Source organism: Segetibacter sp. 3557_3 (genome assembly GCF_004354985.1).
Taxonomy (GTDB): Bacteria; Bacteroidota; Bacteroidia; order Chitinophagales; family Chitinophagaceae; genus Segetibacter.
In genome coordinates, this window is sequence record NZ_SMSK01000013.1 from 169,293 (window position 1) to 189,691 (window position 20,399).

Annotated in this window: 15 protein-coding genes; 7 read left to right on the forward strand and 8 right to left on the reverse strand. The window is 45.5% G+C overall.

The window, feature by feature from the left end; translation table 11 throughout:
* The first annotated feature begins 122 nt into the window (after window positions 1–122).
* Together EXU57_RS17905 and EXU57_RS17910 are read left to right on the forward strand one after the other, a co-directional pair.
* Window positions 123–779, forward strand: a complete 657-nt coding sequence (locus tag EXU57_RS17905) for a hypothetical protein (RefSeq protein WP_133269614.1) — start codon at window positions 123–125, stop codon at window positions 777–779.
* 145 nt (window positions 780–924) lie between these two features.
* Window positions 925–1,224: a winged helix-turn-helix domain-containing protein gene (locus tag EXU57_RS17910; RefSeq protein ID WP_133269615.1), complete on the forward strand. Its 300-nt coding sequence runs from the start codon at window positions 925–927 to the stop codon at window positions 1,222–1,224.
* 276 nt (window positions 1,225–1,500) lie between these two features.
* On the opposite strand, the gene EXU57_RS17915 is transcribed toward EXU57_RS17910, so the two are convergent.
* A complete protein-coding gene (locus tag EXU57_RS17915; protein ID WP_133269616.1) occupies window positions 1,501–4,875 on the reverse strand; it encodes a hypothetical protein in 3,375 nt (1,124 codons plus the stop codon).
* 64 nt (window positions 4,876–4,939) lie between these two features.
* Between EXU57_RS17915 and EXU57_RS17920 the strand changes: the two genes are divergently transcribed.
* The 3 genes from EXU57_RS17920 (at window position 4,940) to EXU57_RS17930 (ending at window position 9,198) form a co-directional block, all read left to right on the forward strand.
* Window positions 4,940–5,581 (forward strand): MBL fold metallo-hydrolase, encoded by a 642-nt coding sequence (locus tag EXU57_RS17920; protein WP_133269617.1) that lies wholly within the window; start codon window positions 4,940–4,942, stop codon window positions 5,579–5,581.
* Window positions 5,582–5,850: 269 nt separating this feature from the next.
* Window positions 5,851–8,253: an MG2 domain-containing protein gene (locus EXU57_RS17925; protein WP_133269618.1), complete on the forward strand. Its 2,403-nt coding sequence runs from the start codon at window positions 5,851–5,853 to the stop codon at window positions 8,251–8,253.
* Window positions 8,254–8,280: 27 nt separating this feature from the next.
* Window positions 8,281–9,198 carry a TIGR01777 family oxidoreductase gene (locus EXU57_RS17930; RefSeq protein ID WP_133269619.1) on the forward strand — a complete coding sequence of 306 codons (918 nt, stop codon included), beginning with the start codon at window positions 8,281–8,283 and terminating at the stop codon, window positions 9,196–9,198.
* Window positions 9,199–9,506: 308 nt separating this feature from the next.
* On the opposite strand, the gene EXU57_RS17935 is transcribed toward EXU57_RS17930, so the two are convergent.
* Window positions 9,507–10,019, reverse strand: coding sequence for a hypothetical protein (locus tag EXU57_RS17935; RefSeq protein ID WP_133269620.1), 513 nt, complete (start codon window positions 10,017–10,019; stop codon window positions 9,507–9,509).
* A 258-nt stretch (window positions 10,020–10,277) separates the two neighbouring features.
* Here EXU57_RS17935 and EXU57_RS17940 point away from each other — a divergent pair, with 258 nt between their 5' ends.
* Window positions 10,278–10,850, forward strand: a complete 573-nt coding sequence (locus tag EXU57_RS17940) for a pyridoxamine 5'-phosphate oxidase family protein (protein ID WP_133269621.1) — start codon at window positions 10,278–10,280, stop codon at window positions 10,848–10,850.
* Between the two features lie 86 nt (window positions 10,851–10,936).
* Here the strand turns inward: EXU57_RS17940 and EXU57_RS17945 are convergent, their stop codons facing one another.
* Together EXU57_RS17945 and EXU57_RS17950 are read right to left on the reverse strand one after the other, a co-directional pair.
* A complete protein-coding gene (locus tag EXU57_RS17945; RefSeq protein ID WP_133269622.1) occupies window positions 10,937–11,725 on the reverse strand; it encodes an ABC transporter permease in 789 nt (262 codons plus the stop codon).
* An 11-nt stretch (window positions 11,726–11,736) separates the two neighbouring features.
* Entirely contained in the window at window positions 11,737–12,627 is an 891-nt protein-coding gene (locus EXU57_RS17950) for an ABC transporter ATP-binding protein (RefSeq protein ID WP_165958197.1), read from the reverse strand.
* A 234-nt stretch (window positions 12,628–12,861) separates the two neighbouring features.
* On the opposite strand from EXU57_RS17950, the gene EXU57_RS17955 reads away from it, so the two are divergent.
* Window positions 12,862–13,296, forward strand: coding sequence for a hypothetical protein (locus EXU57_RS17955; RefSeq protein ID WP_133269623.1), 435 nt, complete (start codon window positions 12,862–12,864; stop codon window positions 13,294–13,296).
* Here EXU57_RS17955 and EXU57_RS17960 read toward each other — a convergent pair.
* From EXU57_RS17960 to metG, 4 genes are all read right to left on the reverse strand, one after another.
* Window positions 13,286–14,428 (reverse strand): sensor histidine kinase, encoded by a 1,143-nt coding sequence (locus EXU57_RS17960; RefSeq protein ID WP_133269624.1) that lies wholly within the window; start codon window positions 14,426–14,428, stop codon window positions 13,286–13,288. The genes EXU57_RS17955 and EXU57_RS17960 overlap by 11 nt on opposite strands.
* 244 nt (window positions 14,429–14,672) lie before the next feature.
* Window positions 14,673–15,185, reverse strand: a complete 513-nt coding sequence (locus EXU57_RS17965) for an OsmC family protein (protein ID WP_133269625.1) — start codon at window positions 15,183–15,185, stop codon at window positions 14,673–14,675.
* Between the two features lie 139 nt (window positions 15,186–15,324).
* Window positions 15,325–17,724, reverse strand: a complete 2,400-nt coding sequence (locus EXU57_RS17970; protein WP_133269626.1) for a 3-hydroxyacyl-CoA dehydrogenase/enoyl-CoA hydratase family protein — start codon at window positions 17,722–17,724, stop codon at window positions 15,325–15,327.
* Between the two features lie 343 nt (window positions 17,725–18,067).
* On the reverse strand, window positions 18,068–20,242 hold the full coding sequence (gene metG / locus EXU57_RS17975; RefSeq protein ID WP_133269627.1) for a methionine--tRNA ligase: 2,175 nt from the start codon (window positions 20,240–20,242) through the stop codon (window positions 18,068–18,070).
* Between the last annotated feature and the right edge of the window lie 157 nt (window positions 20,243–20,399).

Below are 20,399 nucleotides of genomic sequence, written 5' to 3' on the forward strand. Positions count from 1 at the left end.
AGAATAACAAATGCAAGATACAACATAGCTGTTCAAGCTTCTACCAGCACCTGCGTTCCCCGGTGCAAAAGAATTTGGAAGAGTGGCAAACTATCTATTCCTTTGAATTTCAAAGTACTTTTATGCCGGACGCACTGCAACACCTTAACGATCTCAAAGACATCAAAAAGATGATGGAGCGAAGCAGCCGTTTCATAAGTTTGAGCGGACTAAGTGGGGTTTCAGCGGGTATCTGTGCCTTAATTGGTGCCTGGTTTGCAAACGAGACCTTGAATGCTGATTACTATTCACCGGCCAATGGTCGCATGTATGACGAGGCCGGGGTAAGTAGATTTGCAGATGGAAGTGCTCTACTGTTTAACCGGTTATTTCTGATCGCTGCCGCCACGTTCATCGCTGCCTTTGTACTGGCTTTTGTATTTACTTATATACGAAGCAAGCGGGCAGGGCTTGCGATATGGGGAAGCACCGCACGCAGGCTTATGTTTAATGTTAGTATTCCCATGCTGGCCGGTGGCATTTTCATAATTCACCTGGTGCAGAGCGGGGCGGTTGGCATGATTGCGCCTGCCTGCCTTATATTTTATGGACTTGCATTGGTAAATGCAAGCAAATACTCGCTGGAGGAAATCAGGTATCTCGGTTATGGTGAATTATTGCTGGGTGTGATTAGCTGCTGGTTCGTTGAATATGGCCTTCATTTTTGGGCAGCTGGGTTTGGTGTATTGCACATCATTTATGGCGCACTGATGTGGTGGAGATACGAACGTGCAGACTGATTTGGAATTACTCCGGAGCACAATTACAGGCAATTGCCGACCTGGTTTACAGGTCATGGCTGACGGGGAGTTGCACAGTCGTGGTAAAACACCTGTATAGTGTTTCTACCGCCGGCCTTTAACTATGGTTTAGACCATCAATGAAATGAAGAATCCTATAGAGCACTTAAATAAAACTTTTGATAGCCGCATCCGCCTCGGTATAATGAGTGCGCTGATGGTGAATGCAGAAGTAAATTTTAATGAACTCAAAGAGTTGATTCAGGTTACGGATGGGAATCTCGCCAGCCACTTGAAGACCCTTGAAGAAAATGATTATGTGAAGGTGCATAAAGGATTTATCGGGCGCAAAACAAATACCACCTACACAATAACGAAAGACGGGGAAAAGGCATTTAAAACACACCTTGATGCATTGGAAAAAATGATCCGTGCACTGGATTGATATTTCCTTTTTACGAGAAACGGAGTTAACGTTCCAGGCACAAACACAAGGTGCATCGATCAGGGATTAGCGTGGAAAATGAAAGAGGAAAGCGCTTCATCTGCGTAGTGCAGGGCCATAATGATAACCGGGTTGGGTATCATGAAAGTGGCCTTGATGCCATGAAATACAAACTTTGAACGGAGCGTCGCAACTAATGTCTCCCAAAGTTCAACTGTTGGCTACAAAAAAAAGAACCGCTTTTGAGGGCGGTTCTTCTTCATTTGTATGAATATCTTAGAAGTCTAAGCCAAGTGCGAAATACGCTAATGGTTTGCCCTTGAACACACCATTCATTTCCCATGCAAGGTCGAATTTAACAAAGTAACCCAACAGCGTGCTTCTTGCACCAAAACCATAACCCCCCGCGAAAGGCCCGATACCACCTGCTTTTACTTTAACGCTAACCGGGTTGGTAGCGTCGCCGGGATACACCACATTCGGCCGTTCGATACTGTTGTACTGACCGTTCCATGCTGAACCAAGATCAAAGAACTGGATCAGCTGGAAGTTACGCAGCAATGCGTTGTTGATGGGTTTATTCAGCAACGTAGAAAATACCGGCAACCTGAATTCACTGTTGATTACAAAAGCGTTGTTGCCATTGGCAACGTTCTGGTTAAAACCACGCAGATTTACTGCCAGGGACTGGAATGCATACGACTGATCCTGGGCAGGCTTGTTAGCTGAGTTGAAGCGTGGGCGCAACCATCCATCAACACCACCAAGATAGTAGATGATCTTTTGGGTACCCCAGCTGACATCAGCAGCGCCACGAACTGCCCAAATGAAGTTGCGGTATATGGGTACATAATAGCGCGCATCAAAGCCAAAATTGTAGGTGTATTTGCCACCATTAACTTTATCGCGAACCGGCATGTTGATGTCCATAAATGCTTTCCACCGCAAACCGTTCCAAATGTTTTGGGTTGGATTGATCGTGTTATCATGTACATATTCAATACGACCAAGCGCATATTGCACCAGCTGGTCTGGAAGTTCGAGGGCCCCAGGATCGGGCTGGTCATTTTTGAGCTTAAATATGTAGCGATCTTTACGATAACCCAAGGTTGCACGAAGGCTCTTTACTTCGTTGAACGGGTAAGATACATGCCCCTGGTAAAGGCTGGTGTTTAATTGCCCGTTGAAGTATGAATTCGGGTTATTGAAGTTTTCGAGTATCTGGATATTACGATCACTGGTTTTGTAATAGGTAATCCCCCAATCCAATCGCTTGCGCAGGTTCCAGAAGTTAAGCAAGTAGTCATTATCCCTCAGGTTGGTACCTAACCGGAAGCCGCCGGTGAACTTAATATCTTCCATCAGGTCGCTGATGGTTGCACGAAACGTGAAGTTGAGGTTTGATCCATTACCAAGTTGTATTGGTCCTGAACCCCCCTGGTAGGGCTGGTAGCGGTTGATGAGAATATTATTGGAAACCCCGCTAACAATGTTATCGGTACTGAATTTAAGCTTGTAGTTATACAATTTTGATTGAGACAGTATGGTCTGTTGTTCCTCTGTTTGAGCAGCGGTTATTGCTGCTGCAGCACTGTCCCAGTTTTCGTCCTGGAACTCGTTGAGGAATACATCCCGCTTGCGAACGGTATCAACATCCGTACGCTGGTAGGTTGTGGCTTTGCCTGCCCTTGCCTTTTCTTCCGCGATCATTTTCTTCATGTACTCGGTAGGGCGTGCGTTTACGTTACGCCGGCGGAGTGCAAGTGAGTCGACCCGAAGTTTGTAGAGAAACTTAAGATCGCCCTGGCGCAGGACCTCGCTTACCTGCCCACGATCACCTGCAACCCGGGTTTCGAGCAGGCTGCTTTGATAGTTGGTAAGTGGAAATGTATAAGTAGAGTCTTTGGTAACCTGGAAAGTTGAAATACTATCCGGCTCATTTTTTTGCCAAGCAACCATGGTCGAGTCCAGCTCCTTATCGGAAGGATTTCTAAGAATTTCATCACCGATAAAGAACAAGGTATCCAGGCCTTCGCGTTGTGTGGTAAAGAATCCCGCCCACCTGTTGCCGATACCATTTTCGTCGGTTACAAAGGTGAAGTGGTTAACATTATATTGAGATGGATAACTGCCATTACCATACTTAAGGTTCGACAGTTGAGTGATCTGTTGTTTGGTAAGGTAGTCGAGCAAAAATATGTTGAAACGGTTTTTGCTTGGCAATACCGTATCCGCACTCACCGCCTCGGGCGATGGACGGTTGGAAGAGAAGATAATACCTGATTTATTCGGAAAGGAAACAAACGAAGGATTCAGGTCATCATAAACATCGTTGGTCAACTGCTCGAGCTTCTGGTTATCTATTTTGAACGTGTAGATGTCGCTATGTCCGTTTTTCACGGCACTAAGCAACAACGTATTTGCATCGAGCATGTATTGAACATCGAGTACCTGGTCAACACCTTCAATCACCTGCCGGTCGCGGAAATAGCGGGCAATAGCATCGTAAACAAACATCTTGATTTTACCATTTTCCCAGTAGATCACCGTTACCCTTGTGCCCTTGCCATCCCAGGCCATTATAGGATAGTTTGGGTTGATGTCGTTTTGATTGGTTCTTACGCCACTCTTCAACAACACCTTTACGGTTTCGTAGTTCTCGTTAAGCTTAACGCTGTAGATCCCTTTCTTGTACTCCACCACTACATAAGAGTTGTTGCGTGGGTTTGGATTGGCATTGAAGCGGAAGAAATCAGACTTGCGGATCTCTTCAGAAACAGAGATGGTTCCCCTGGGTACGTTACGCCGTTGACGAATGTCTTTGTAATACTTGTCTTGCTGGTTTTGCATAAACTCCGCAAGCAGCGCCTTAAACTTCATCTTGGTGATACGTTGTGAAGCGGAGTTGAGGTTCTTATAAATGCGGGACAGATAAAGGAAGTAGGCTACGTTTTCTTTCTTGTAGCGTTCACTGATGTAATACCAGAAAGCATGACCAGCAAGAATAGGCTTCTCAAATGCAAACTGGTAAAAGTTGTTGTAGTTGCCGCTAAGCATTGCACTTTTGAGCTCATCATCCTTTTCGGTGCTCCATGTTTGCGCAACATAACTTACATAACCATCGGTTAGCCATTGGGGGAGATCAAGTAATGCCTGGTTGCTGGCGAACTCACCTATGTCATCTCCGAACAGTTGGTTATCGAGCAGCACCTTTGCTATGCCCTGCCGTATCTGTAAACGAAGATTTGCATGGTTACCGTTGAAGTAAACAACCATTTTGTTGTTTACCAGTTTGGTAAGTCCTCCCGCATTCATCCAGTCTTTACCGAGGCCGATGTTCGAGCTTCGCATATCGTTATAGTTGTTGTAAACGATAATATTTATGCGTCGCTGAACCGAATATTCAATTGAAGATTCAATGCTTTCCAACTCTTGTTCTGCTACCTGTGCAACAAACTTTCCGAGTTCGAGACCGCCCTGGTTGAAGTATGAATTGAAGTTTTGAGATTGATAAAATTTCCAGGTGAATTTTTTATGTTGGATCCTGTTTTTCCCAAATTCCACTGTGTTCACCTGCGCAAGTGCCGTAGCAGAAAAAACACAAAGAACTAAAAAAGCAGCTAATCTGTTGCTGTTACTAGTAAATTGCATATCCGGTCTTTAAATTTTTAAAATTAGGATAAAAGAATTGTAATCGACAGTTAAAAATAACCTTATGTTGACGGTCAGCTTCTTCACTTTTAGCCCTGTTCAGGAAAACACTTACATCGTTTCGAACGACCAAAATGAGGCGATAATTTTTGATCCGGGTTGTTATTCAATCCAGGAGAAAAACAGGTTGAAACAACACCTTACCGACAAAGGTTTAACGGCTGTACAACTCGTGAATACACACTGCCACCTTGATCATGTTTTTGGAAATAAATGGGTTGCCGAAACCTATGATCTTGAACTATTCCTGCACCCGTTAGAGGAGCAGTTGCTGGCATATGCACCCACCTCTGGCGATAAATGGGGTTTGCCGTTTAACAATTACGAAGGAAAGCTGCACTTCTTAAACGAAGGTGATGTCGTAAACCTTGGAACAGACAGCTTAAAGGTGATGCTGACACCTGGCCACTCACCGGGAAGTATTTGCTTTTATTGCGAAGAACAAGGCTTTGTAATTGGTGGAGATGTCTTGTTCCGGGAAAGTGTCGGCAGAACCGACCTTCCATTCGGTAGTTACGAACAGTTGATGAACAGCATACGCACGAAACTTTTTACCTTGCCCGACGACGTGATTGTTTATCCCGGGCACGGGCCCTCCACCACAATTGGTTGGGAAAAAAAGCATAATCCATTTTTGGCGGAATGATGCGCTATGCGCTGCAATGGTTGTAAAGCAGGAGAAGCCATTCGAATTAGAACGATATCCTTGCGACAGCATTCAGCCATCCTACGCGAATCAAACCACGCATGGAAGATCATTGCCCGGTGCTTCACGTGCAAGGCTTTCGTGAGCTAACGTGGTGGTAAGCTGGCAGCTTGTGCAACCGTTGCACCCCAAACAAATTAGAACCATTAACAAACACAACAGGTGTTAGCGATATTGATTACCTATTTTTATCTCATATATTTTTCCCTATGCCCCGCTTTTGTTTAGTTGTATTAACCTGTTTACTGTATTCAACAATGTATGCGCAGAGTCCGGACTCGATGATGCGGGTATATGCAGACGAGATACCCCACGAAAAGATTCATGTTCAATTTGATAAAGGTGTTTATCGCGCGGGCGAAACCATATGGTTTAAGGCTTATGTGTTTGCAGGTTACCAGCCATCGCTCACCAGCAAAAACTTTTTTGCTGAACTCATCGACCCTGGTGGAAATGTACTGCAACGCAAAACTTATCCGGTGTTCCAATCGGCAGCTGCAGGGGATTTTGACATTCCCGAGAATTTCGGTGCAGGTCATTTAACCTTTAGGGCTTATACTACGATGATGCTGAACTTCGACACTGCTTTCTTATATCAAAAAAACCTCGACATCATAGGCAAGGCCGGAGCATTGCCCGCCAAAACTCCGGCGCAAGCCCAAACAACTTACAACCTTCACTTTTTTCCAGAGGGTGGCGACCTGGTGAATGAACTGGAGTCGGCAATGGCATTTAAGGCAAACGACAACTTTGGAAACCCTGTAAGTGTAAGTGGCACGATCATAAATGCAGCCGGTGAAACTGTTGAGTCGTTTAAATCGGTACACGACGGTATGGGAGTGGTTACATTTACCCCGAAGGCTGGACAGGTTTATAAGGCAACCTGGAAGGATCCCAATGGTATTCAGCAAACCACACCCTTACCCGAGGCAAAACCGCAAGGCGTGGTTTTAACGATGTCAACAGCAGGGAATAAAAAAATATTCATCGTTAAGCGATCGGAAGCTGCGCCGCAGAACTACCAGACACTTAACGTTGAGGCACACCTGGGACAGGAGTTGGTATATAAAGCCAGGGTGCCCTTGATCAATACCATGGTAAACAGCGGCAGTATTCCTGTGGGCGAATTGCCTGCCGGCGTTTTGCTCGTAACGGTATTTACAGAGAACTGGCAGCCTATTGCAGAGCGGATCATTATGGTGAACAATAACAATTACAGGTTCAACGTAGATGTTAAAGCGTTGGAGGTAAATACTGCCATCCGTGCAAAAAACGCCTTTGAAATACAAACTGCCGATACCACGCTTTCTAACCTGTCTATCGCGATCACCGACGCCGAAATCAATAACAAACTGGCGGATGACAATATCATCTCACGACTTCTTTTAACCGGCGATATCAAGGGCTATGTGAACAACCCTGCCTATTATTTTTCCAATTTATCAGACAGTGTGTCGAACCACCTAAATCTTGTTTTGCTTACACATGGATGGAGAAAGTACAACTGGGCCGACATGGTAAGCAATCGAAGACCCAAACTCAAGTTCCCCACCGATCCACCTTTAGCACTTACAGCCAAAGTATTTGGGATCACCAGCCTGAACCCTTTGAGTCGTGATGAACAGATAATTGCTATTGTAAGAAACCAGGACTCAACCACCCAGGTGCTGCAGCTGCCGAAAACCGGAGCCGACGTTTTTTCGCTTCCCGGGCAGCTTTACTTCGATACCATAAACGTCATCTACCAGTTCAATAAAGACAAAAGGCTCGACCGGAATGCAGCGGTGAAGTTCGACAACGGGTTGTATAAAGGACCGGCAATGGTTCACGCCAACGCACTCCCATTCTATTTTGTTTCCGACAAGGATAGTATACTCATGAACCGTTCAAAATTCCTGGCCCAACAAATTTCTAAATTCGGCAGTTCATGGACGGCTTCGGGCAATGTTTTGCAGGGAGTAACCGTAAAAGCAAGGGTGAAAACCCGCCTCGAAGAATTGGATGCGAAATATGCGTCAGGATTGTTTAAGGGAGATGCGATCACGTTTGATATGTCGGAGAATATGTCGATGGACATTTTTACTTACCTGCAGGGTAGGGTGCCCGGGCTGGTAATCAACAATAGCGGAGGGAACGTCAGCCTGCAATGGCGGGGTAGTGGTACCAGCGTTTTTCTCGACGAAATGCAGGCGCAGCCCGATCAGCTACTTAGTTTAAGCCCGGCTGACATTGCTTATGTAAAGGTTTTCAGACCTCCCTTCTTCGGCGCAATGGGTGGTGGAGCAGGTGGAGCAATAGCGGTGTACACCCGCAAAGGCAGCGACATCAAGTATGAACCCGGAAAAGGCCTGAACAAATCACAGTTGGTAGGTTATACTACTGCAAAAGAGTTTTATTCACCCGACTATTCAACGCGAACAGCTTCTACTGATGTGGTTGCAGATTACCGTTCAACATTGTACTGGAGCCCTTACATTTTTATGGACGCGACAAGGCCTTCGATTAAAATCGAATTTTACAATAATGATGCAACAAAAAAGTTCAGGGTTGTGTTAGAGGGTGTGAATGAAACCGGCAAACTGGTACGGATAGAAAAGGTTTTCCCGCAATAACACCAGTTTGGTTTTTAATAACAGCTTATGTCTTGCATACTTATAACGGGTGGAACGGGATTGATTGGTGCTGCACTCACAAAAATGCTCGTGGCAAAAGGTCACGAGGTTATTATCTTAAGCAGGAGCGCTAAGCGCCCTGCCGAAAACAATGTCCGGTTTGCAGCATGGGATATCAATGCAGGCATTATCGACCGCGAAGCAATTTCGCAGGCAGATGTACTTGTTCATCTTGCCGGTGCAGGCGTTGCTAATAAGCGATGGACCTCGTCGAGGAAAAAAGAAATCGTTGAAAGCCGTACCAAAAGCTCGGCCCTGCTGGTAAAGGCGCTTACCGAGATTCCCAACAAAATCACGACTGTACTAAGTGCATCGGCAATTGGCTGGTATGGTACCGATGAACGGCATAAATTCACCAACAAACCATTCAACGAAGAAACTCCCGCCGACACCGACTTCCTTGGGGAGACATGCCGGCTATGGGAAGAAAGTATAAATCCCGTTGAAAAGCTCGGGAAAAGGCTGGTTAAACTGAGAACGGGTATTGTGCTTAGCAACGAAGGCGGCGCATACGCCGAATTTAAAAAGCCAATCCAATTTGGAATTGCCGGTTTCCTTGGTAGTGGCAAGCAGGTTATCAGTTGGATACATATGGAAGACATGTGCCGGATGTACCTTTATGCAATGGAAACCAACATCAGTGGCGTATTCAATGCGGTGGCCCCAATGCCGGTTACCAATAAGGAACTCACTTTCAAGTTGGCCAATAAGATTCGCGGAAAGTTTTTTGTGCCTTTACACGTGCCCGGTTTTGCGCTTCGGATGTTGCTTGGAGGGATGAGTGTGGAGGTGCTAAAAAGTGCAACAGTAAGTGCCGAAAAAATAAGAGTAGCAGGCTTTCATTTCTTATACCCATCCATCGATGCAGCACTCGATGCATTGTAAACTTTACAACAGCTTTACTTAAGTAATTTTCTCTTTGCTTTTAGATTTGGTCTCGACCAAATTACGGCTAAATCACACTTAGCATGCGGAGGTGAACTGGTCTAGGTTTAAATTTTCCTGGGGACAAGTATTTGGAATGCTATTAACATCGTTGCCTGCCCGGATGAACTCCCACCAGAATGAATTCATCCGGCTAACGGTTCGGACGGGTGTCACTAACTTGTACCCCTAAGCAGTACTCAGCGCGGTTAACATCTTAACCCCCGGTTTACCACTACTTACTTAGACCAACGAAATGTTTCCCAAACCTAAAAGGGCGATCCAAAGCCTTTTACCGGCTGAATAACCTGGTAAGGCAAAAACCCGCCAAACGGGTAACCATACGAGCTTTGTTCGATGCCGATACTCCCCGAAATGCTAAACGTTCTTGCATCATTGGTATAACCCAATCCCAGTTCTGCACGTGGGTTAACGCCAAGGTTCCCTGTACGAAAGAAGTTATTATTACCGCCCTTGCTGAAGTCTGTTGTAAGAAATGAACGATTGAAGTTCATATAAGTAGGCGCAATACTTACCGCACCAAAAGCAAACACATTGTTATTGAGTGCCCTGCTTAGCTGTACACCCATTGGAGCCGAATAGGTACTGAAGCCGCGTGAGAAGCCTGCGCTAAAGCCCTGGAAAGTATTGAATGACCATTTCTTTGTTTTTATACTTTTTTCGGGATTCAGTGAATGATAAGTGGATTCCTCAGGGATGACATCCTGGGCATATGATAATTGACCAATAAATAAACAGATAAGCACAACTACATATTTCATGGCCTTTGGTATTAGTCCTAATAAGTGTAGCCATAAAGTTAAAGATTTGCAAGATGGTTGAATGCGGTTTTTAAACTAAAAAAACGTTATTGTGACTCGCTAACGACGATAACGTTCCGCTGGTTCAGGACAGCAATTGCCATACACACTCCGGACAAAACCTTCTACACCAATTTTAAAAGGGTAAGCAGCGCCTGGTCAAAAAGGTAGCAGGAATTACCGGCGCTTTATTAATTTCAGCCGGTATAAACAACAGTTATGGGTAAGTTTCACGAGCTAATAAAACCCGCCCACCGGGATTTCATTAAAAAGCAGCACATATTTTTTGTAGCAGCTGCGCCGCTCGACGGCAATGGGCACGTAAATCTGTCGCCAAAGGGTCTTGATTGCTTCCGCGTGTTGTCCGACAATCGCATTGCCTACATGGATCTGATCAGCAGCGGAAATGAAACATCGGCCCATGTTATGGAGAATGGGCGTATAACGATAATGTTTTGTGCTTTCGCGGGTGCACCAAATATCCTCCGCCTTTATGGTAAAGGCTTTACTGTACTACCGGGTTCACCTGATTGGGACACCTATGCACCGCACTTTACCATTTATCCCAGCACAAGGCAGATTATCGTTGCTGATATAACCCTAGTCCAGACCTCTTGCGGCTATGGTGTTCCGCTGTATGAATTTGTCGGCGACCGCGACATTCACTTCGACTGGGCAGAAGCGAAAGGGGAGAGCGGCTTAAGGCAGTATGTTAACGAAAAAAACCTGGAGAGCCTCGATGGATTGGCTACCCCGTTGGGTAATCTCGCCAAAGGCATTCCCCTGGATTAGCAAGCTAAGGGTAAGCGCCTGCTGCGGTGGTAGTTTGTTCTATGGCTTATAAAATAACTATATCATCGGTTTAAATCCACCTTCGGTTATAGATCGTCGGTTTCAAACTTTCGCATGCTGAGGAAGATGTACAGGGCGAGATAAATCAATGCCATGGTAAGTAAGAGCGTGGTGTTGTAGGATGCGGTAAACTGGTTGATGATCATTTTAAAGACTGGTATCCTGATGAGGTTGTCGGTTGACTCTAGCGGCAAATACCGGCCGACATTATCGAAATACCGGTTTAAAAAACCAGCCAGCATATTTTCAAGAATTAGCGTATAAAGAAAGTAAACCCCGATACTGATACCCGAGCGTTTGAAAAGCAAGCTAAACAACAGCGCTGCGGCAGAATAGCTGAGTGCCTGGATAAAGAAATAGCCGATAAACTCAAATTTCTCAAACGAGAATAATGACGCGTCCTCAAACAAACCAAAAGCAAGCGCTGTAAGGATAACAGCTATAGTAGCGGCAATTGAAATGATGAACGTAAGAAGTACTTTGACGCCTACAAACTGGCGACGGCTCCACCCATCAATGATATTTTGCCGGTGGGTCTTATAACTGTATTCGTTGGTAACCGAAATGATCATCAACAGTCCGAGCATAAACATAAGGAAGCTACTGGTATAGCTTACAACGTGCCATACATCGGGGAACTTAAAAGGGTTACCAACCAGCATGTTTACGTCGGAGTTCTTTTTTGGGCGCGAGTCCCAAACAAGCCATGCGATGTAATTTGAGCCAAAGATGCTCACCAGGTACAGGATAGAAAGCACCCAGAAAGTCCTGTAATTTTTTACTTTAAGCCACTCTATTTTCAGAAGTTGCAACATACTTGCGCGGATTAGTTGGTGAGTTCAAAAAATTTAGCTTCGAGGCTTTTCTTTTTAAGCTGCAGATGATTTAATACCACACCCTGGTTGAAACAATGCCGGTTGATGCTTTCAAGTGGTGCCGTAGTTGCAGCATAAAACAATTGTACAAGCTTGCCATTGTTCTTCATATTTGTATAACCATTCATGCCTTGCAACACAGTTATTAACTGGGGCAGGTTCATCGCGCCAACTTCAACAATATCTTCGTTTACAAGCACCTCGTCTACCGCACCGTCTACCAGCAAGTTTCCTTTTTTTAAAATGGCCACATGGGTACAAACCTTTTCCACTTCGTCTAAGAGGTGGCTTGCCATTATGATTGTTTTACCTTCTGCCGAAAGCGCCCGGATCAGGTCGCGGATTTCTGCAATACCTACCGGATCAAGGCCGTTTGTCGGCTCATCCAACACCAGCACATTTGGGTTGCCTAGCAAAGCCGACGCAATCGCCAGTCTCTGCTTCATTCCAAGTGAGTAGGTGCTGAAACGGCTGTCTTTTCGCTCAAACAGGTTAACCCTCCTGAGTACGTTATCAATATCGTCTTTGCCTTTACCCTTGATTTCTGCTGCAATGATCAGGTTTCTTTCACCTGACAGGTAATGATAGAAGTTCGGCGTTTCAAGCAGGGTACCCATGTTTTTCCGGAGTTCAGCGGTTGCCGGCTGTCCAAAAAAAGAATATGATCCCGAGGTGGGCTTAAGCACATCCATAACGATACCAAGCATCGTGGTTTTGCCACTTCCATTAGGACCAAGAATACCAAAGACGCTACCAGGCGGTATACTAAAAGACACATTGTTTAAAGCCTGGATTTTGCCATACATCTTACTGATGTTGGTTAACGTGAGCACACTTTGCACGGGAAAAGTTTGAATGGGTAAAATAGCTGCTTTAAACCGAATTAGGAAAATAACGCTGAAATAACTAATGCTTATTTACGTTAATAAGGAGGTCAAAGTAGTTGTTATTGTCCATAAAACAGGATTGAACCTCACAGGTTTGTCATAATATGTACTTTTTACACTTATTGTCCTTTAATGTTTTTTTAATAAGATGGTTGGGGCTACCTTGCGCCGCGTTAGAAATAGGTTTTTATGAAAAAGTTTTTATTATTATTGGGCCCGGTGCTATTTAGCCTGGCTTTACAGGGAAATGTGCGTGAAATGATTACGCCGGAAAAGCCTGTACAGAAGACGGTTCGTTTTTCAATTTATGCGTCGAGCAATTACTCAAAGTCGTTGTATAAGCAATCCAAAGCAAAGATTATTTTAAGCATATGGAGATATAAGGGACGTAGCCAGGAGCAAATTTGGGAAGGCACGGTGGATGCGGGACGCTTAAGAAATTACCCCAGTGCCGAGGACCCGCTTTTCCGGGAAGTAAACCTCTTCGGTGTTAAGGAGCACAAAGAGATGCTGGTAGCAGCTTATAAAGTGATGTACGATTCAAAGGGATCGACGTTGGCTTATGACCGGGGTTATATTGTACCGGTTGGCGATAGCACGAAATCAGTTACCGTCAGGTTGTAACCCGGTTTAAAACTTCCGTTTTTGTTTTTGCTGCGGGCAGTTCAATCGTAAATGTGGTGCCCTCGCCTGGTTTACTCTTAACTTTTATCGTTCCATTATGCACTTCGGTGATCTTTTTACAAATGGCCAGCCCAATACCCGATCCCTCGTAAGCTGATTTGGTATTCAACCGTTGAAAGATATCGAAGATCTTATGCTGGTTTTGTTCGGCAATGCCGATTCCATTATCGGTCACATGTATACGGGCCTTGTTTCCAATCAACTCGCCGGTAATATTAATAACCGGTTGCACCTGGGAAAACTTCAATGCATTTCCAATAAGGTTGAGAAACAATTGCGAAAGATAACCTTCATTGCCTATCACTGAGGGTAACTCCTCCACGTTTATTACCGCAGCCTTTTCGATAATCTTAATTTCAAGGTCGGCCAGGGCATTGTCTATGGCTGCGTTTACATTTACTTCCATTGCCTCACCAGGTTCTTTGATGGTTGAAAGTGCCAGCACATCGGTTATCATTGTTTGCATTCTTGTTGCTGATCCTGAAATCTTCGCCATTATTGCGTTGTCTTCCTCCAACATATTGGTGTTGCTGTCCATGAGCATCGTGGTAAAAATCTTGATTTTTCTCAGCGGCTCCTGCAGGTCGTGCGATGCGATGTAAACGAAGGCTTCTAGTTCCTTGTTAGCTTCTTCCAGTTTTCTTTCAGCTTCTTCCCTCCGCTGAATCTCTTTTTCTAATTCAATGTTGGTCTTTTGCTTAAATGCCTGCGGTAAGATTTTTACCAGGTGGTACACGGTCAGCAGGCTTACAATTGCAGTGGCCGTTCTTATAAGGGCGTTAAGCCGGTACATGGGTACCCAAAACATTAAGGCATCAAGAAAGTGGGTTGAACCACATAAGAGTATAAACGCAGCAAAGTAAACGTAGGCCCGGTTGAATTTTAAAGATGCCTTCTTGCGGGAAAGGTAATTGAGAATGATCAGCGGAATTAAAAAGTAAGCCGTCCAGATCAGCAGCTCACTTACAATATAAAGTGAACCATGAAAGTCCGACCAATAACCGCACTTCCATCTTGGTGGCCACTCCGATGTGCTGAAGAGCCCTCTGAAGAACTCAATGATTTCATTCATAGGTGGAATTGAATTGGATAATCAGGTGCGACAAAACATCAAACTGTAAAGGTTTTAAAATTAAGTAAAACGATACAAAGAAACTTCACTGATTTATGGGCGTAAAATTCTGTTGATTAGGCGCTTACCTGTTCGGTGAGCGCCTGGGATCTCAATTCCTGTTCTATAATTACCAGGATTAGCTTAGCCGGGAATAGCTATACGGGCAAGGTGTTAGAGGTGGATAAACAGCAAAAGAGTAAGATTAAAGAGGTTCAATTGCTGACTGCACCGGGGTTGCTGCGGCAATTGTCTGATAGATCACGCAATACCTTTCCGTTAGTTTCAGCAGTGACCTTACCGTGTCGTGGTCCGGCTCCCCAGCATATTGCAGGCGAAACCCCAGGCGTATGGATGTAAAGCCAACAGGTACCTCTTTAGAAACGCCAAGCGTTCCGCGAAAATCCAGGTCGCCCTCAGCGTATACCGAACCCGCTTTGATTTTTACACCTATTGCGGTTGCAACTGCACTAAGTGTTACACCTGCGCATGCAACCAGCGCTTCTAGAAGCAGGTCGCCCGAACAGGCCAACATGCCATCCCCACCGGTAGCCGGGTGGAGACCGGCTTCGATCATTGCCCGCCCCGTATCTACTTTACACGACAGCCCGTTTCCGATTTCACCCTGAGCTTTCAAGGTTATTGTCGCCGCAGCAGGATCATTCCGGTACTTTTCTTTTATCGGGCCCTGTATGATCTTTAATTCATCCGCATTCATAGGTGGTTGGTTTTATTGGGCTGCTCTTCACTGACGCCATGAAAAAACAACGTTGAACCGAGCCCGTCCGAATGGTTAGCCGGGGGGGACGTGGCAACGGCTGCATAATAAATTAACTTCTGTTCGTCACAAAAAAACATTAGTTCCTTAGCGGTTTGCCTGTTTTTAGCACACTTTGGATCCGCTCGAGGGTTTTCTTTTCGCCACATAAGCTTAGGAATGCTTCCCGCTCAAGGTCGAGCAGGTATTGTTCGCTCACCTTTGTAGGTTCGCTAAGGTCGCCGCCGCACATAACGTAGGCAAGTTTGCGGGCAACCTTGGCATCGTGGTCGGTAGCGTAATTGGAACGCCACATGCCATTGATGCCGGCATATAGCGCACCGAGTGCGGAACGGCCCATCACCTTAATGTCGGTACGTTGTACAGGCATAACATAGCCCTGGTCAAACAGCTCAACTACACTTTTCCGGGCCTCGGCAATTCGTCTCTCCTGGTTCATCACCACTTCATCCTGGCCCTTCCGCAAGATGCCGATGTCGAAGGCTTCAAAGGCGCTGGTAGCTACTTTGGCCGTAGCAATATTAAAAAACCTGCTCTTAAGGGTTACTGTCTCCGGCTCATCTTCGTGCATATCATCTGCAGCCCTGAGCACAAATTCTTTCGTTCCGCCACCGCCGGGTATCAGGCCAACACCCAACTCAACCAGCCCGATGTATGTTTCGGCTGCTGCACAAACTTTATCGGAATGGAGGTTCATTTCACAACCTCCACCAAGGCACAAGCCATGGGGTGCAACCACAACCGGAATTGAAGAATAACGAACCCGCATCATCGCGTTCTGAAACATGCGGATTGCAAGATCAAGTTCATCATACTCCTGCTCGATTGCATACATGAATATCATACCTACGTTTGCGCCGGCGCTAAAGTTCGGACCATCATTGGCGATCACGAGTCCTTTAAACTTCTCTTCTGCAATAGCAATTGATTTTTGTACCCCTTCGAGAACCTCCCCGCCAATGCTGTTCATCTTAGTATTCCATTCGAGCCCAAGTACATCGTCGCCTATGTCGTATGTGGTACAGACGCTATTCTTCCAAACCACCTTGTCTCCATAATTCTTCAGGATGACAAAAGTTTCAGCACCCGGCACCGGTTTATAGGTTTTTGATGCGACATCGTAATAGAGTTGTTTCCCGTCCTGGACCTTATAAAAACTCGTTGCACCGTTGCTGATCATTTCCTCAACCCAGGCTGCAGGGGTAAAACCGGCAGCTTTCATTTTGTCAACGGTTTGCGCAACACCCACAACGTCCCATGTTTCAAAGGCACCAATCTCCCAGCCAAACCCGGCCTTCATGGCATCATCAACCCGGTAAATATCATCGCTGATCTCAGGAATACGGTTACTGATATAGCTGAACAGGTGGTAGTGAAACTGCCGGTAAAACTCCCCGGCTTTATCGGGCGCACTCACCAGCATCTTCAACCTGGTTTTCAAATCCTCAATAGGTTTGGCAGCATCGAGAGATGGAAAACGCGGTTTGGTTCTGGGTTCGTATTCGAGTGAAGAGCGGTTCAAGACCAGAATTTCCTTGTCTTTGCCCCCGGATAGCTTTTTAAAGAAACCCTGCCCGGTTTTATCGCCAAGCCATTTGTTTGCTACTAGTTTCTCCAGCCACGCGGGTACAGCGAATATCTCTTTTGCTTCGTCTTGTGGGCAGTTGCCCGCTACACCCTGTGCTACTTTTACCAGGGTGTCGATACCTACTACATCTGCAGTTCTGAACGTAGCCGATTTTGGCCGGCCGATAACAGGGCCTGTTAATGCATCAACCTCATCTATGGATAAGCCGAGTTGATCAACCAGCTTAAATATCGACATGATGCTGAACACCCCGATACGATTTGCAATAAATGCCGGAGTATCTTTGGCGAGCACCGTTCTTTTTCCGAGGTACAAGTCGCCATAATGCATCAGGAAATCAACTACCTCCGGATCGGTGTAAGGTGTTGGAATGATTTCAAGCAGCCGCAGATAACGTGGGGGATTAAAAAAGTGCGTACCGCAGAAATGTCGTTTAAAATCGTCCGTCCTCTCCTGTGCCATCAGGTGTATGGGAATACCCGACGTATTCGAAGTAATTAATGTTCCGGGTTTGCGATATTTTTCTACCTCGGTAAATACCGACTGTTTAACATCCAGCCGCTCTACCACAACTTCAATAATCCAGTCTGCAGCTGCTATATCCTTCATATTATCCGAAAAGTTGCCGGTTTTTATACGCTTCACCACGTCCTGGGTATAAACAGGGGAGGGATTGCTTTTTACTGCTGTTGCAAGGGCCTCGTTAACGATCCGGTTTCTCACCGCGGGATGATCGAGTGATAACCCTTTGGACTGCTCGGCAGCACTAAGTTCAGTTGGTGCAATGTCCAGTAACAATACCTGCAAGCCGATGCCTGCGAAATGCGCGGCTATACGACTACCCATTACACCACTTCCAAGCACTGCAACTTTCTTGATTGTTCTTTTCATATCCAAACACGTTTTTATATTGCCATTAAGGTTACCGGCGCCGTTGTTCCTGTCGGTCACGATATGTTGTTTGCTCGCCTTCCTTTGAACATACCCTAAGAGGTTCTTGCCCTTTGGCGGCTCAAAATAGTTAGTTAAACAACTATTTACCGAAGTTAATAACTTTTATGTGTCGTGCAAGGTTAGCAGTGTTTTAGAGAAAAGAAATCTTGCAGGTGTGGTGAACTACACAGGGTAGTAAAAAAATGAAGGCTGCCCAAAGTAGTGAACAGCCTTCAATTAATCAATATCAGGGGTAAACGTTGTTGTGATCGGTTATCACCGGCAATACCGGTGCCCTCCATTAACTTACCCCGCTCCCTTCATCTATTTTTCCTTCAGGGTTTACAAAGTGCAGTTTTCCATTTTTATCCTCCGCCATCAGGATCATGCCTTTACTTTCGATACCCCTCATTTTCCGTGGCGCAAGATTAGCAACAACAGTAACCTGTTTTCCCAACACTTCTTCGGGTGTAAAATGCATAGCTATCCCGCTAACAACTGTTCTTGTTTCAAAACCAAGGTCAACTTCCAGCCTCAGCAGTTTATCTGCTTTTTCAACTTTTTCGCATTTGATCACGGTGCCGATACGCAGGTCAACTTTCGCAAAATCGTCAAATACAATTTCGGGTTTCACTGGGTTTTCTTTTTCTGATACATCCACCGGTTTGTCAATTGCTGGTTCAGGTTGGCTGGGCGAAGTTTCACCGCTTGCTTGTTTTGCCTCTTCCATTGCTCTTGTTTTAAGTTTTAGTTTTTCAATCTGTGCTGCAATTTCAGTATCGTCTATTTTTCGAAAGAGAAGCTGCGGTTCTCTCAGGCTGTAGCCAACGCTTAATAATTTTGACTTACCTGCGTTTTCCCAATCGAGCATCTTATCCACCACCTTCATCATATAACAAAGCTTACGCGCGGTAAATGGTAAAAACGGGTTGACTAGTATCGACAGGTTTGCCGTTAGCTGCAGGCAAATGTGCAGGCAATTATCAATTTGCTGCTGTGCTTCGGCATTGGGCAACCCGTTTTCACCGGTTTGTTTGGCAACAATCCACGGCTGCTTATCCTGCATATATTTGTTGCCCTTACGCGCCAGGTCAATCACTTCAAACTGGGCATCGCGGAATTTGTATTGTTCCAGCAGGCTTTCAACCCGGCTTTTCGACGCTGATATTTCAGTAAATAATCTGCGGTCGCTTTCGTCCATAATGTCTGCATGCAGTACCGGCACTTTGCCCTTGCACAATTTGTGCATGAGCACAAAAGTGCGGTTTACAAAGTTTCCGAAAATACTTACCAGCTCATTATTGTTAGCATCCTGAAAGCCCTTCCAGGTAAATTCGCTGTCTTTTGTTTCGGGTGATATGCTGGTAAGGTAATAACGCAATACATCCGCCATGCTGTCTCCGCCATTGTCTTTACGGATCCAATCATTAATGTAGTCTTCCATTTCTATGCTCCAGCCCCGACTGGTACTCATCTTATCACCTTCGAGATTCATAAACTCGTTGCTCGGTACATTTTCCGGAAGCACGTTCCCATGAAGCTTTAACATTACCGGGAAGATGATGCAATGGAAAACAATGTTATCCTTGCCGATAAAATGAACCAGCTTGGTATCCTTGTCATGCCAGTAGGGCTCCCATTCTTTTTTGTTGTCCAGCGCCCATTGTTTTGTAGCGCTGATATAACCAATGGGTGCATCAAACCATACATACAAAACCTTACCCTGCGCATCTGCTAACGGAACCTGAACTCCCCAGTCGAGATCCCTGGTAACTGCCCTGGGCTGAAGGCCGGCGTCTAGCCAGCTTTTACATTGCCCAAGTACATTGGTTTTCCAGTCCTCTTTATGCTCAGTTAAGATCCACTCCCGTAAAAAGTTCTCATGTTTGTTCAAAGGGAGAAACCAATGTTTTGTAGCCCGCATAACGGGTGCATTTCCACTTAGCGTGCTCCGTGGGTTGATCAACATTTCCGGGCTCAGGGATGAACCACACTTTTCGCACTGGTCGCCATAGGCATTGGGATGACCACATACAGGGCAGGTGCCAACAATATAGCGGTCGGCCAAAAATGTTTTTGCTTCTTCGTCAAAAAACTGTTCCGTTTCTTTTACTTCCAGTTCACCACGGTTGTTTAAGCTGGTAAAAAATTCCTGAGCAGTTTCATGGTGTATCGGATCGGAGGTGCGGTGGTAAATGTCAAAACTGATACCCAGGTCAGCCATGTTTTGCTTCAATATGGCGTGGTATTTATCAACGATCTCCCGTGGTGTTGTTTGCTCCTTCATGGCCTGGATCGTTATTGCTGCGCCATGTTCATCACTTCCGCTTACATAAACAACGTCCTTTTTCATGGCCCTGAGGTAACGTACGTAAATATCTGCAGGCAGGTAGGCGCCTGCAAGATGGCCAATGTGTTTGAGGCCATTGGCATAGGGCAATGCCGAGGTAACCAGGTAACGTTTTGGTGAATTCATTTTTTTGGGACTGAGCTTTTTAATCTTTTTTTGGCAGCCGTTGCGTCGCACTTCTATGCAACTCCTCTCGAAAGCTCAAGAGGATTGCCAATAGTCATCGGCTGTTTGAGCTTGACAGGACTGCTATTTGTTATCATGCTGCTTCTTGCTTTAGCTT

Bases quoted from the DNA above. Each gene is read 5' to 3' on its own strand.
- EXU57_RS17905 (WP_133269614.1), top strand. From the start codon at position 123: ATGCCGGACGCACTGCAACACCTTAACGATCTCAAAGACATCAAAAAG.
- EXU57_RS17910 (WP_133269615.1), top strand. From the start codon at position 925: ATGAAGAATCCTATAGAGCACTTAAATAAAACTTTTGATAGCCGCATC.
- EXU57_RS17915 (WP_133269616.1), bottom strand. From the start codon at position 4,875: ATGCAATTTACTAGTAACAGCAACAGATTAGCTGCTTTTTTAGTTCTT.
- EXU57_RS17920 (WP_133269617.1), top strand. From the start codon at position 4,940: ATGTTGACGGTCAGCTTCTTCACTTTTAGCCCTGTTCAGGAAAACACT.
- EXU57_RS17925 (WP_133269618.1), top strand. From the start codon at position 5,851: ATGCCCCGCTTTTGTTTAGTTGTATTAACCTGTTTACTGTATTCAACA.
- EXU57_RS17930 (WP_133269619.1), top strand. From the start codon at position 8,281: ATGTCTTGCATACTTATAACGGGTGGAACGGGATTGATTGGTGCTGCA.
- EXU57_RS17935 (WP_133269620.1), bottom strand. From the start codon at position 10,019: ATGAAATATGTAGTTGTGCTTATCTGTTTATTTATTGGTCAATTATCA.
- EXU57_RS17940 (WP_133269621.1), top strand. From the start codon at position 10,278: ATGGGTAAGTTTCACGAGCTAATAAAACCCGCCCACCGGGATTTCATT.
- EXU57_RS17945 (WP_133269622.1), bottom strand. From the start codon at position 11,725: ATGTTGCAACTTCTGAAAATAGAGTGGCTTAAAGTAAAAAATTACAGG.
- EXU57_RS17955 (WP_133269623.1), top strand. From the start codon at position 12,862: ATGAAAAAGTTTTTATTATTATTGGGCCCGGTGCTATTTAGCCTGGCT.
- EXU57_RS17960 (WP_133269624.1), bottom strand. From the start codon at position 14,428: ATGAATGAAATCATTGAGTTCTTCAGAGGGCTCTTCAGCACATCGGAG.
- EXU57_RS17965 (WP_133269625.1), bottom strand. From the start codon at position 15,185: ATGAATGCGGATGAATTAAAGATCATACAGGGCCCGATAAAAGAAAAG.
- EXU57_RS17970 (WP_133269626.1), bottom strand. From the start codon at position 17,724: ATGAAAAGAACAATCAAGAAAGTTGCAGTGCTTGGAAGTGGTGTAATG.
- metG (WP_133269627.1), bottom strand. From the start codon at position 20,242: ATGAATTCACCAAAACGTTACCTGGTTACCTCGGCATTGCCCTATGCC.